Raw genomic sequence first — 12,796 nt, forward strand, 5'->3', positions numbered from 1 at the left:
ATCCCGCTCACCAAGACCCTCCCCCGAACACAAAGGAAGAGACCCCCATGTTCATGAACGACGCCTTCACGGCAGATCCCCACGCCACCCCGCTCCTCGAGATCATTCTCACCGCGCTGGAGGCGAAGGAGCGCATTCCCGATGTGCCGCCCGCCTCGCTGGCCCCGCAGTTCACCCGCGACGCGCTCCTCGCTCTCACCATCGACGAGGTCGGGGACGGCTGGGTCGCCAACATCGCCTTCGACGTGCCTCCCGGCCATCCCGACACGGTCGGAACGCCTGACGCGTATCCGCTGCCGACCCGGCGCGACGCATTCCTGGCCGGCGCGATGATCGTCTGCGAGATCGTCAGCGGATCGCCGGAGCTGCCCTTCGTCGTCGATGCAGACCAGCTGATGGTCGTCACCGTCCGGCCGGACGGTACGCCGTTCCTGATGTCGCGCCCTTTCCCCAGGCAATTGGCCTGACCAGACACCTGGGTCCCGGCCTCCCGCCGCCATCGACGGGAGGCCGGGACGATCCGGAGCCTGCGGTCACCCGGCCTCGCCGCGTTCGCTACTGCGGGCGCCCGCGGCCCTGCCCGAGCAGGGCCTGACGGATTTCCTCCGCCTGCTCGGCGCGGACGGCCCTGGCGAAGCGTTGAAGCTCCGCGATCTCGGGTTCCGGGACTGGCGGCGAGTCGAGCACGTTGACGAGCGCCAGCAGGCAGACGCCGTAGCCGCCGAGGTCGTCGAACTGCACTTCGGGCCGCGCGGCGATGCCAGCGGGCGGCACCACGAGGGAGGCCGCTGCGTTGGCATGGGCGAGGGTGACCAGGCTCCGCATCGCGTCGCGCAACTCGTCGAGGGCCAGGGCGCCGGGTCTGCCTGCAGCGTAATTCCGGGCCCAAGCGGCGAGCCGGCGGCGACCTTCACACGGCTCGACCGGTCGCAATGGAAATCAGCCCGGACCACCAACGCCATCGAGCGCCTGAACGGGGGATTCCGCCGTCGCATCAAGTCCCAGACCTTGCCGCCCTGTGCCGAGATCGTGCCGATGCTGCTCTAGGCGCTGCTCGCCTGCGGCCAGATCGAGATGCACAAGGGCGACGGCTGAGAAACCCTCTCTCAGCCGTTCGAACCCTTGCCCCTTGACCTCGCCGGCTGACTGCGAGTCCGCCAATCCCGGTCTGGATCTCACGCTCAGGGCCGTAGCCATGCCGAACCATGAGCTGAAGCCCATCCGGCAGACGGGTTTCGACAAGCTCTGCGACGAGGGCATCCGCTTCTGCCCGTAGGGCCGCAGCCAGCATCCGGCGTGCCCCCTCGCGGGCGCGATCCTGGTCAGGGGGTCGTCCAGCGAATGGGGCTAACGAAGCGGGATGATGTCAAATCGTTCTTCATGGCGTATCGCTCTTTCAGCAAGATCTGGAAGGCTTCATCACCCGCCACGATAAACCGCCTTCTCAGGCCGCATCCCCCTTGTTCAGCTATAGTTCCTCAGATGTCCGCGCAGGGCATTGATGGCCCGTGTCCACTGCCGGATCTGGAGTTCACGCACGCGGAATGCCATCGTCGCGCCCTGGGTCTCTTCGATCTTCGTAGGCACGAAGCGCACGGTCGGGCGCAGCCTGCTCATTACGGGTGGTTGCCTTCAATCGTTGCGATCATTCTCCTGTTGACCTTTGCGACGTCGAAGCGCTGTTGCGCCAGCTGATGCGAAGCTTCTGACATCTCAAGCACGGTTTCGCGCGGGAGAGACAGCAGCGTCTGCATGGCATGTGCCAGGGCGATCGGGTTACGCGGAGGCACCAGCACGCCATTCCGTCCGTTGTCGATGGTTTCACGGCAGCCCGGCATGTCGGTTGTAATGACCGGTCGACCAAGCGCCAGCGCTTCAAGCAGCGAGCGTGGGACCCCTTCGCGATAATAGCTTGGCAGCACAACAACATGCGACTGGCGCATCAGGGGCCGAACGTCTGCGATCTGACCATGCCAGGTCAAGATGCCGTCGGCCTGCCAGGCGCCTATCTCGGCTTCGGACACGCTGTTGGGGTTGCTGTCCAGCCCGCCGACCAGATGGAATGCGGCATGGGGGTGACTTTGTCGCGCCACGCGCGCGGCCTCGGCAAAGTCGCGCACCCCCTTGGAAGCGATCATCCGTCCCACCAGCACAAAGCTCATGGGGCCGTCAGGGACCGGCACACGCGCGAAATGGGTCATGTCGACGCCCGAGCCGTTGACCACGCGGGTTTGTGTCCCAGGGCCCAGAATGCCCGCCTGCCGAAACAGCGCCAGATCATCCTGATTTTGGAAGATCACCACATCGGCGCGGCGCAACGCCGTGCGATACAGGCCAGAGACCAGCGCCTTCAGCAGCCGCTGTTTTGTGCCCCCCTCCTCATTAAACGCCAGACCAAGCCCGGTGATCAGCGCAATCCTGCGCGGCACGCGCGCCAGCCACCCCGCCAGCAGGCCCCAGATCACCGGCTTGACGGTATAGCCCATCACCACATCCGGGCGCAGCCCGCGCATCAGTCGGGCCAGCGTGAACAGCAGTTTCAGATCGCCCCGCGGCGACAGGCCCGTGCGGTTCATCGGCACGTCATGCGGGGTGATACCCATGGCGCGCAGTTCCACGGCCTCGGGGCTGCCCGCGCCCAGCCCCGGCGCGACCGCGTGAACCTCATGCCCTCGCGCCTTGAGCGCGCGCAAAAGCGGGCCCCGGAAATTCAGCAGCGAACCAGCAAAACCGGCGATGATCAGAATACGCCGGGGCGTGGCGGGCGCGGATGCGCTACTACCAGTAGACAAGGTCAGAATGGCTCTCCTGAAGGCGGGCGCTCCACTTGATCGCGCAGAACCACGATCAGCTTACAGCCCGGCGAATGACGCATCAGCCGTTGCACGGCCAAATGGTCGGGAAAGATGTTGGATCGTTGCACCGACGCGGGGGCCTGCTCGTAATCCGGCGACTCGAAACAGGGGATCTCGCCCATCGGCAGACAGACGGCGGGATGCGCGTGCAGATAATCCTGGATCGAGGTGATCGAGGCCTTCTGCACCCCGATGATGGCAAAGCCCAGCCACCCTGCTCCTTCGGCAAAGCGCGCAGCCGGACCGACAGGCGCGTGGGGGGAACCCATCGTAATCAGTCGCATGGCATATCTTCCCTGCCAGTTGGAGTGATCGACCCGGGAGGCAAAAAGAGAGGCAGCGAGCAGGCTGGAAAGAGGGACTGAAACGCAGTCATGTCCGGAAGCGTTCCTCCAGCTTGCGGATCCGCTGTGAAATCTTCTGCATCCCCCGGCGCGAGAACCGGCCGCGCATCCGCTCGGTCCAAGTCAACTCAGGATTGACTGGCGGCACCTGTGCGTTCAGGCTAGGCGTCATCAAGTCGATGGCGCGTTTCTGCAGCAGAAGATCGGTCCTTGCCCCAAGCGGAACCGATCAAAAGGCATCGATCAGTGGCCACGAGTTGGCGAAGAGAACCCATTCGAAGCCGAACACATCCTCGGCAAAGCGGTTGTCTCCACCCCAGGCGGCCCGCCGCTGATCTAGGAAGAAATAATCGCCCAAGTCGGAAAAGGCGTAGCGCTCTCGATAGTCGTACCATTGGCTCAAGGCTTTTGCATCGTCGGGAGGTACGGGCCCAAAGATCCGGTCAAACACGCCGATGACTGACGTCTTCGATCTGTCGGGCAAATCCGCGAGAAACTCGTCATAGGGCAGCTTGCTCAGCCCCAGACTCCCTCCGTGCAGCACAAGCGCTCCGTCGGGAAGTTGGCGGTAATAGTTTCCTGCCGCGTACTCGCGGCCACGATCGCCATCGATCCCACGCGAATGCTCGAGATAGGCCGCAAGTCTACTATCCGCTCCGCCGCGTTCGGCCCCGACGACGACATGCTCGATCCCGCAAGCCTTGCAAATGGCATTGGCCACACGAATGTCCTTGTGACTGGCGCCATCGCTCAACCTCAGAGTGAAGGCCCTGAAGGGAACACCGGCCGCAACCAGCGCCGAAAAGATGGTTCGCGAATCCTGGCCGCCGGTTAATGCGACGAAAAGGGGGTGGCCGGTTTGGCCAAGGGCGCGCGCGATCTCGACGAATTCAGCAGCAACGAAGGCCGCAGCCTCGTCCAGCGCACGCGGTCCAACCCGATCGCGGGACAGAACACGCGTCTGGCGTGTGGCCAACTCGAGCGATTGGTCGCAGAACAGCCGCCGCGAACCCTCGACCGGGCCAAAGGGCGAGGCGATCCAGCTGAAGCGGATATCCGAACGAGGAACCCGCAGATTGCGCTGGGTGAACCTGCTCAGCAAGACCGGGCTCGAGGCGCAGATCACATCGCCCTCACGAAAATATTGGACACCTAACGATCCCGACGCGTCAAGCGACAGCCAGCCATCCCGGATCGTCACATAGCGCCCGTCGCCCTCACGAAGCATTCGGCCCAGGATCAGGCGATCCGGCTCCTCGGTGATCAGTAACTCGGGATCATGGTGCAGGAAGACGTCCTCGGCGAGAGGCCGTGTCCGGAATCCGGGCAAGCTCGCGAGTGCTTCGGGACGTTCGGAAACGGTAACGATGAACTGTCGTCGGTGCGGCTTCATGCTGGTCATGGAGCGGTCCCTTCGGAAAATCTGCGCTCTGGTCTGGGTCGGGCGGGCTCACCCCTTCCGCCACACCACACGATTAACGAAATCCGTATAGCTGTGGATGATCCGCACCACCTTTTCCGACACATTATCGGGCGTGTAGTCGTTGACCATGCGCAGCGCCCGGTCCGGGCCGCGCGGCTGGCTGGCGAGGATGTCGAGGCCCTGTAAGACTCGCTCGGGGTTCATGCCGACCATCACCACCGCGGCCTCCTCCATCCCTTCAGGACGTTCGTGGGTTTCGCGGATGTTGAGCGCCGGGAAATTCAGGATTGAGCTTTCCTCGGTAATCGTGCCGCTGTCTGACAGCACTGCGCGGGCATTCATCTGCAACGCGCTGTAATCCGAGAACCCAAAGGGCTTCATTTGCCGCACACGGGGATCCAGATGCGCGCCGGTGGCGGCGATCTTGTTGCGGGTGCGCGGATGGGTTGAGAGGATCACCGGCAGGCCGAACCGTTCGGGCAGAAGGTTGAGGATTTGCACCAGCCCTTCAAACTGCTTCGGGTCTTCGATGTTCTCCTCGCGATGGGCGCTGACCACGAAATAGCCGTGCTTTTCCAGCCCCAGGCGGGCATGCACGTCCGAGGCCTCGATCCGCTCGGCATAGGCTGACAGGACCTCGCGCATAGGGCTGCCTGTGACGATAACCCGTTGCGGATCGAGTCCCTCACGCAGCAGGTAGTCGCGCGCGATCTGACTGTAGGTCAAGTTGATGTCGGCGGTGTGGTCAACGATCCTGCGGTTGATCTCCTCGGGCACCCGCATATCGAAGCAGCGGTTTCCGGCTTCCATGTGAAAGATCGGAATCTTCAGGCGCTTAGCGCTGATCGCCGCTAGGCAGGAATTGGTGTCGCCCAGAACCAGGACCGCGTCAGGACGACGTTCTGCCAGAACCTGCGCGGATTTGGCGATCACGTTGCCGATGGTTTCCGCCGCCGTCTGCCCAGCCGCCTCGAGGAATATGTCGGGTTTGCGCAGTCCCAGATCTTCGAAGAAGATCCCGATCAGTTCGTAGTCATAGTTCTGCCCGGTATGCACGATCAGATGATCGCAGTGCCGATCCAGTGCGGCCATCACCCGAGAGAGCCGGATCAGCTCGGGGCGAGTGCCGACGATTGTGGCGACTTTGAGTTTGGTCATCGAAAACGTCCCAACATCAAGAGAGGCAAGGGCCTTGGTTAGTTGGTCAAAGGCCTCGCGAACGTATCCGGGCGGTCCCGGTCGAACAGTTCATTGGCCCACAGCATGCAGATCAGTTCGCCTTCGCCAGTATTGGTGATGTCGTGGCTCCAGCCCGGCACGGTTTCCACGATCAGCGACTGTTCGCCAGTGGTGTCTATGATGTGGCTTTCGCCAGTGTCCATGTTCAGGAACCGGAACCGGGCCTGTCCCTTGAGCACCAGGAACTTCTCAGTTTTGGCGTGGTGGTAGTGGCCACCGCGTGTCACGCCCGGTCTGGCGGTGAAGAAGCTGAACTGCCCCGAATGCTCGGTGCGCAGCATCTCCGCGAACACGCCACGTGCGTCACCATGGCGGGTGACCTTATAGGCGAAATCCGCCACAGGCAGGTAACTGACATAGGTGGCATAGAGTGCGCGCCCCAACCCGCTGCCTGTGTCGCCTACGGTATGGGTCTGGCGAATAGCACGGTAGCCGCGCAAACGATCGGCAAGGTCCCGCAGCGTGATCCGGTATTCTGGCGCGATTGCGGTCACCTGCTCGCCGCTGCCTGGCTTTGCAAGCCAGGCCAGCCAGCCATCGATCACGTCATCAACATGGACCAGCCGCACCTCGGCTGTTGGGATGTCGATCTGGATCGGCAAGTCACGGGCAATGTTGTGGCAGAAGGTGGCGACGACGGAATTGTAGTTCGGGCGGCACCATTTACCGAAGACATTGACCAGTCGGCAGATATTTATCGGTGCACCCGTGTCCCGGGCCAGGGTCAGCAGATGCGCCTCACCCGCGCGCTTGGTGCGACCATAAGGCGTGTCGCGCTCTACCTGAATGGTCGAGGCTGCGATCACCGGGATCGGGCCTTGGCTGCGCAACACGGCACAAAGCTTTTCGGTATACTTGTCGTTGATATCCGTGAACTCGGCTTCCGTATCGGGGCGGTTGGCCCCGGCCAGATGCACCACGGCATCGGCCTGGCTTGCCAGTTGTGCCAGTTCGGGTGGGGTGGTCTGGCGGGTGGCGCGCAGAACCCCATGGCCGTTTTCCCGCAGGCGCAAGGACAGGTTGCGCCCGATAAAGCCTTCGGCACCGGTGATCAGGATCTGCATTTCATACCTCCGGATCGGCGATTTCGCCCGCCAGCGTTGCGCGGATGAAGGGCAATTGCAGCAGCAGTTGCTTCATGTCTTCCACATTCAGTCGCTGTGTGTTTTCAGACGTATAGTCGAAGCTTTCGCTGATCTCGCGTTCACCGCTGTCGACATAGACGCCATAATTCAGATCGCGCATGTCGGCCGGCACGCGATAATACTCACCCAGATCCACCGCCTGCGCCAATTCCTCGCGCGACAGCAGTGTCTCATGCTTCTTCTCTCCATGCCTGGTGCCGAGGATGTGAATCGGATGGTCGGGCTTCTCCAACAGTTCAAGTAGCGCCTTGGCCAGTATCATGATGGTTGCCGCGGGAGCCTTCTGAACCAACACATCACCGGTTACGCCATGCCCATATCCAAACAGCACCAGGTCGACCGCGTGGTCGAGAGTCATCATGAAGCGCGTCATGTCCGGGTCAGTGATTGTCAGTGGCTCGCCTGATTGTATCTGGCGCACGAAGAGCGGGATCACCGAGCCGCGAGAGGCCATCACGTTGCCGTAACGTGTGCAGCAGATCGTCATGCGGTCGGGGTCGATGGCGCGCGCCTTGCCGGTCGCGACCTTTTCCATCATCGCCTTCGACGTGCCCATCGCGTTGATCGGATAGACAGCCTTGTCGGTCGACAGGCAGATCATGCGCCGCACCCCAGAGCGATGCGCCGCGTCGATGGCGTTCGCAGTGCCCAGGACATTAGTGTTCACGGCTTCCAGGGGAAAGAACTCGCAAGACGGCACCTGTTTCAAGGCAGCGGCATGAAACACATAATCAACGCCATGCATTGCATCCATCAAACTGTCGCGGCTGCGCACATCGCCCAGAAAGAATTTGATTTTGTCGCTGCGATAGCGCTTGCGCATGTCGTCCTGTTTCTTCTCGTCGCGGCTGAAGATGCGGATCTCGCGCACATTCGAATCCAGAAAACGCCGCAACACGGCATTGCCGAAACTGCCGGTGCCTCCGGTAATCATCAGGCAAACATCATCGAGCATGAGCATCAATCTCCAATAAGGTTCGGTCCAAGTGCATTGCACCGCGCCAACAAACCGGCCAAAGCCGCGCCATGCGTCCGGTAATCAAAATGCACCTCGGCAGTGGCGCGTGCGGCATGGCGCATGGCGGTCAGTCGATTCGTGTCCAGGTCCAACGCTCGTGTCAGCGCTGCTTCGACATCGCGCTGGCCGGGGCCTGCACAGGCGAGACCGTTTTCGCCATCACGAAGATGATCCGCGAGATCCGATGTGATGTTGGTGATCACGGGCGTGCCCATAGACAGGCTTTCCACAAACTTTGTCGGAAACCCGGCCTTTGACACCCGGTTAACCTGGCGCAAGAAGATGCTGAAATCGGCGGCACGGGTAATCGCGATGGCGGCGTCATGACTGACCCGTCCATGCAGCTTCAGGCCCGCAGGCATGTCCTTGAACCCACGCAAACTTGCTAGCGCCGCCACGTCCTGTGCCGTGGGTCCCGCAATTTCCAGAGAAATGCGTCTCCCCTCCGGATCCAGTCGCATCAGCGCACCGACTACAACATCCAGCATATCATTCGAGGCCGATCCGCAATAAGCTAGCTGGACCCGCCGACACGGGTTCGCACGATCCAGCCGCGGCACGAGGCCGACCACATTAAGCGTGGGTGGAACCTGCACCACCGGGCACCCACGCCCCCGGTAATAGGTCGCAAGATAGGATGAAATTGCGATCACCCCATCCAGCCGGGGGACCAGCGCGCGCATGGCCAGTTCTGTATTCCACAAGTATGGCGAAGTCAGGAAGCCCAAGGCGGTGTTGGCGGTATACCATTCCACTGCGTCGAACAACAGGGGGATGCTCCGGCGGCGGCAAAGAGGGCTCAGTTGCAGCAGAAAGGGTGTATAGCCGCTATACAGAATTACGGCAGCCGGTGGCACGAGTTGTGCGGCAATCCAGTCGCGGGTCTTGCTACCCATGAACACATAGCGCGCCCGCTTCAGCGCGCGCGGCAGGTGCTCGGCATCGCGCTCACCGATCGAGGCCAGGCGGATGCCCGGTGCGAAGGAGCGCGCATCGCTACCGGAGCGGTCAATCTGCGCCGAGATGACAGTCACGTCATACCCCGCCGCGACCAGCGACTGCGCATTCCCCAACACCCGCCGCGCTCCCGCCCCGCCCTCGGGAAAGGCGAACGGCACGACGTAGGCGATCCAGGGGGGGGGGGCGAGGCTTGCCATGCTCACCACGGCGCGGCCCCCGGGCGGGTGGCAGCATCGCCGCCGGAGACGGTCTTGAAAGCGGCGTCTCCACGCCAACGGCTCAAGTCGCGGCCCAACAAGGTTTCTAATCTTTCCACCTGCGGCGCATAATGTGCCCGCAGCCGCTCAACAGTGGCCGGATCAGGCCCGCTACGACCCTCGACTGGCACGTAATTAGCCGAGAGAAGGCGCCGCCGCAGCATTTTGCGCAACTGCATCAATTCGGGGCGGTTGAGCACTCGCCGCAGTGGCCCCAGCGCATAAAGCCGGTTTAACATCCGCCGAAGCGCCGGATAGCGGAGGCCAGTGGCAGTGTTGGCCCGCGTCCCGGCTTCAACCGGTCGGCGTGCGATGCCCAGAAAGTCGCATAGACTGTCGGCCTGGCCCTGCAGGTCGCTGGCCAGATCCTCGGTCAGCAGGACCAGAACGTTGTCCGTACCGAAGGTCCCCGCCCAAGCCTCATAGATGTCGGCATAATGACCGGGCTCAACATACATACACCATCGATAGACATCCATGTCCGCATCGCTGGCATAGTAAGTCCCGGTGCGCGCGCGACGTCGGTCGGCCTTGTTGATGGCTGGACCTGCGGCCAGGGCGCGGTCGATGGCGGCGGCGAAGTCCAGCCGGTCAAGCTGGCCTTTGTCGCGGGCCATACCGTATTGCGAGAAGGCCCGTGCTATCGGATCGCGAAAGGTCAAAAGGATTTTTGGCGGCGCTTCCATCAGCCCCGCAATCCGATCAATGGCATCGAAGCCGAAACCAGTCGCATGGCCGATCGACATGTCGCCCCGGATCCGCGCATCGCCCGCTGCGGCAAAGTACGTTTCTACATACCACCCCAATCCCTTTACGAAATTATCATCTCTGATGAAGAAATTCGGCTCTTTCTGCCGAGGCAGGAAGACCTCAGGGTGATTGCGCAGCAAGGTGTTGACGGTTGCCGAGGCGGACTTCGGCACCCCCGCATGAAAGAAATTCGGAAGCATCGCGTTTCCTTTCCACCTCTATTAGTACCCGCGGCCCCTGAGACCGGTCTGCAATTCTTCGGCCAGCGCCGCGTTCGAAGCCGCGCCCTTCATGTTTGGAAGTCGTTTCCCCACCCCCATGCAGCAACACCAGTTGCCGATTCATCCGTTTCGCTTCCCTCAAGGTTAAAGCGTCAGATCCGCCGAACCTATGGGTAGAAAGTTTTTCACGTCGAACAGCAGGTGCCTGTCTGCACCCAACCCCCGCAATACTGTCATACCCATGTCGGCGAAGCACTGATGGGCCACGGCCAGAACAATGGCGTCATACCGACCTGGTTCTGGATGGGCGACAAGGTCAAGACCAAATTCCTCCCAAGCCAGTTCGGACCCGACCCATGGGTCGTGAACGTCGACCTCCATCCCGTATTCGCGCAGCGCTTCGATGACATCGACGACGCGGGTGTTGCGGATATCCGGGCAGTTCTCCTTGAAGGTCAGCCCCATTACCAAGGCGCGCCCTCCCTTGACCGGCAGGTCACGCTGCAGCAGCGTCTTGACCAGCCGTCCGGCCAGATAGCTGCCCATGCTGTCGTTCAATCGCCGCCCGGCCAGGATGATCTCGGGGTGGTGGCCAATCTCGGCGGCCTTGTGGGTCAGGTAGTAGGGGTCCACACCGATGCAGTGCCCCCCGACCAGGCCGGGGCGAAACGGCAAGAAATTCCATTTCGTCCCGGCAGCGCGCAGCACCTCGTCGGTGTTAATCCCCAGTTTGTTGAAGATCACCGCCAATTCATTGATTAGCGCGATGTTCACGTCGCGCTGGGTGTTCTCGATCACCTTGGCAGCCTCGGCGACGCGGATCGACGAGGCCCGAAACGTCCCTGCCGTCACGATCGAGGCATACAGGGCATCGACCGCGTCAGCAGCCTCGAGGGTCGAGCCTGCGGTGACCTTGCAGATCGTGGTCAGCCGATGGTTTTTGTCACCGGGGTTGATCCGCTCGGGGCTGTAGCCGACGGTGAAATCCCGGTTGAAGCGCAGGCCGGCACCTGTTCCAGCACCGGCACGCAATCTTCCTCGGTCGCGCCTGGATAGACGGTTGATTCATAGATCACTAGATCACCCGGCTTCAGCGCCGCCCCGACCGTGCGCGAGGCTCCGACCAAGGGTGACAGGTCCGGGCGCTTGTGCTTGTCAATCGGAGTCGGGACAGTGACAATGAAAGTTCGTGCCTCGGCCAAGTCGGCAGGGTCCGCAGTGACATGCAGTTTGTCCGCCTGCGCCAGCTCTCCACGGCTGACCTCGCGTGTGGCATCATTGCCTGCGCGCAGCGCCTCGACCCGCTGAGCGTCTACGTCGAAGCCGATCACGGGCCGAGTGCGGCCGAACTCCACCGCCAACGGAAGGCCAACATAGCCAAGGCCTATGACAGCAATGGGGGAATCTTGCTGTCCAGTCATTTATTGTCACCCTCCCTTGGAGATCCACTGCAACTGGGGTTTCGGTCATGGCCGGGCCCCGCAAAGAGCTGCCACAGGCGGTCCAGCTTGGCGTCGTCATCAAGAAGCGCGGCGGGAAGGCGGACGTTGGTCATTCTGGCGCGCAGCGCGGTGTCGGTCAGGGCACTTTGCATCGTTGCGACGATCGCATCATCATCCTGTTCGGCGATCAGGCCAGTCTCCCCTGCGATCAGCTGTTCCTCGACCCCGGAAACACGGGTTGCGACGATCGGGCGGCCCATGACCTTGGCTTCGTTGATGACGCCACACAGCCCTTCGTAGTACGACAGCATCGCGACCAGATCTGCGTGGCGAAAGGCGGGAAAGGGGTTCTCGATCCGCCCGGGAAGATGCATCTGTGCGCTGACACCCTGGGCCGCGATTTCGGCCTCCATGAGCGCGCTGTCCGGTCCGTCACCGAACACGAACCAGTCGAAATCGAGACCAGCCTCCATCAGGCGGCGGGCCACGCGCACCATGCGAACAAGAGCCTTGGCCTTATCGTTCAACCGACAGACCGATGCGATGCGCAAAGCGCCATCGCGTCGGGGCGGAAAAGGGTCCGGTCCGGCCAGCGCTCGGGCGCGCATTTCGTCGGGATTCAGGATGTTGTGGACTACATGGGCTTTCTCGGCCACTTCTGGCACCGCCGCAATCAGCGACCGCCGCGCCACGTCCGACACGCAGACAAAGGCCGTGAACGCATGCCGGTTGCGCCGCACCGCGCTGATGATTTCGGCTGACTTACCCATTTGCGACAGGTCGTTGCGGATGAACTGCAGCTTTCGGGGTGCGCGCACGACATGGCGAACGATCCATGTCGGTGCACCGGTCATGCCGACCACTGCCGCATCGAACCGCCGCGATGCCAGAGGCAGGGCCGCAAAAACACCTGCCACACCGCGCAGCATGCGCCAGGCCGGGTTTTCCGACCGTTTACCCGGTCGCAAGACGATGACCTCTATTTCGGAGTTCAACCGGTCAACCAGAGCGCCGCGCCCCTCGGTTAGAGTCAGCGTTATCTGCGCCCCGCATGCCTGCAACGCATTGAGCAGACGCAGCGTGGACATTTCACCACCGCCGATATTGAACTGAGACAAATGAAACAGAACGCGTATCATTCC

The 12,796-nt window shown here is 62.2% G+C and carries 11 protein-coding genes and 4 pseudogenes; 2 read left to right on the forward strand and 13 right to left on the reverse strand.

The annotated features are described in order from the left end of the window. Positions 1-47: 47 nt before the first annotated feature. Positions 48-467, forward strand: coding sequence for a hypothetical protein (locus RM543_RS17745; protein WP_311694118.1), 420 nt, complete (start codon positions 48-50; stop codon positions 465-467). Positions 468-555: 88 nt separating this feature from the next. On the opposite strand, the gene RM543_RS17750 is transcribed toward RM543_RS17745, so the two are convergent. Further along, positions 556-825, reverse strand: a complete 270-nt coding sequence (locus RM543_RS17750; protein WP_311694120.1) for a hypothetical protein — start codon at positions 823-825, stop codon at positions 556-558. Positions 826-906: 81 nt separating this feature from the next. On the opposite strand from RM543_RS17750, the pseudogene RM543_RS17755 reads away from it, so the two are divergent. Further along, positions 907-1,095: pseudogene (locus RM543_RS17755) on the forward strand (transposase); the annotation flags it as partial. Positions 1,096-1,138: 43 nt separating this feature from the next. On the opposite strand, the pseudogene RM543_RS17760 reads toward RM543_RS17755, so the two are convergent. From RM543_RS17760 to RM543_RS17815, 12 genes and pseudogenes are all read right to left on the reverse strand, one after another. Continuing rightward, positions 1,139-1,338 (reverse strand): annotated as a pseudogene (locus RM543_RS17760) (IS256 family transposase); the annotation flags it as partial. 132 nt (positions 1,339-1,470) lie between these two features. Next, positions 1,471-1,605, reverse strand: a pseudogene (locus RM543_RS17765) (IS110 family transposase); the annotation flags it as partial. An 11-nt stretch (positions 1,606-1,616) separates the two neighbouring features. Beyond that, complete coding sequence (locus RM543_RS17770; RefSeq protein ID WP_311694122.1) at positions 1,617-2,792, reverse strand: glycosyltransferase family 4 protein; 1,176 nt, start codon at positions 2,790-2,792, stop codon at positions 1,617-1,619. Between the two features lie 2 nt (positions 2,793-2,794). Next, positions 2,795-3,139 carry a hypothetical protein gene (locus tag RM543_RS17775; RefSeq protein WP_311694124.1) on the reverse strand — a complete coding sequence of 115 codons (345 nt, stop codon included), beginning with the start codon at positions 3,137-3,139 and terminating at the stop codon, positions 2,795-2,797. A 289-nt stretch (positions 3,140-3,428) separates the two neighbouring features. After that, complete coding sequence (locus tag RM543_RS17780) at positions 3,429-4,601, reverse strand: hypothetical protein (RefSeq protein WP_311694126.1); 1,173 nt, start codon at positions 4,599-4,601, stop codon at positions 3,429-3,431. A gap of 48 nt (positions 4,602-4,649) precedes the next feature. Beyond that, positions 4,650-5,780, reverse strand: coding sequence for a non-hydrolyzing UDP-N-acetylglucosamine 2-epimerase (wecB, locus tag RM543_RS17785; protein ID WP_311694127.1), 1,131 nt, complete (start codon positions 5,778-5,780; stop codon positions 4,650-4,652). A gap of 38 nt (positions 5,781-5,818) precedes the next feature. Continuing rightward, the gene (locus RM543_RS17790; protein ID WP_311694129.1) at positions 5,819-6,925 is read right to left on the reverse strand and encodes a polysaccharide biosynthesis C-terminal domain-containing protein; all 1,107 of its coding nucleotides are present in this window, start codon (positions 6,923-6,925) and stop codon (positions 5,819-5,821) included. Position 6,926: 1 nt separating this feature from the next. Then, the gene (locus tag RM543_RS17795) at positions 6,927-7,967 is read right to left on the reverse strand and encodes a polysaccharide biosynthesis protein (protein ID WP_311694131.1); all 1,041 of its coding nucleotides are present in this window, start codon (positions 7,965-7,967) and stop codon (positions 6,927-6,929) included. Next, a complete protein-coding gene (locus RM543_RS17800) occupies positions 7,967-9,181 on the reverse strand; it encodes a glycosyltransferase (protein ID WP_311694133.1) in 1,215 nt (404 codons plus the stop codon). The genes RM543_RS17795 and RM543_RS17800 overlap by 1 nt, the downstream gene beginning before the upstream one ends. Before the next feature lie 2 nt (positions 9,182-9,183). After that, on the reverse strand, positions 9,184-10,191 hold the full coding sequence (locus RM543_RS17805; protein ID WP_311694134.1) for a sulfotransferase domain-containing protein: 1,008 nt from the start codon (positions 10,189-10,191) through the stop codon (positions 9,184-9,186). A 165-nt stretch (positions 10,192-10,356) separates the two neighbouring features. After that, positions 10,357-11,633: pseudogene (locus tag RM543_RS17810) on the reverse strand (nucleotide sugar dehydrogenase). Then, positions 11,630-12,793 carry a glycosyltransferase gene (locus RM543_RS17815; protein ID WP_311694135.1) on the reverse strand — a complete coding sequence of 388 codons (1,164 nt, stop codon included), beginning with the start codon at positions 12,791-12,793 and terminating at the stop codon, positions 11,630-11,632. Before RM543_RS17815 ends, RM543_RS17810 begins: the two are co-directional and overlap by 4 nt. Positions 12,794-12,796 lie beyond the last annotated feature (3 nt).

This window comes from Tropicimonas omnivorans (genome assembly GCF_031846565.1).
GTDB lineage: Bacteria > Pseudomonadota > Alphaproteobacteria > Rhodobacterales > Rhodobacteraceae > Tropicimonas_B > Tropicimonas_B omnivorans.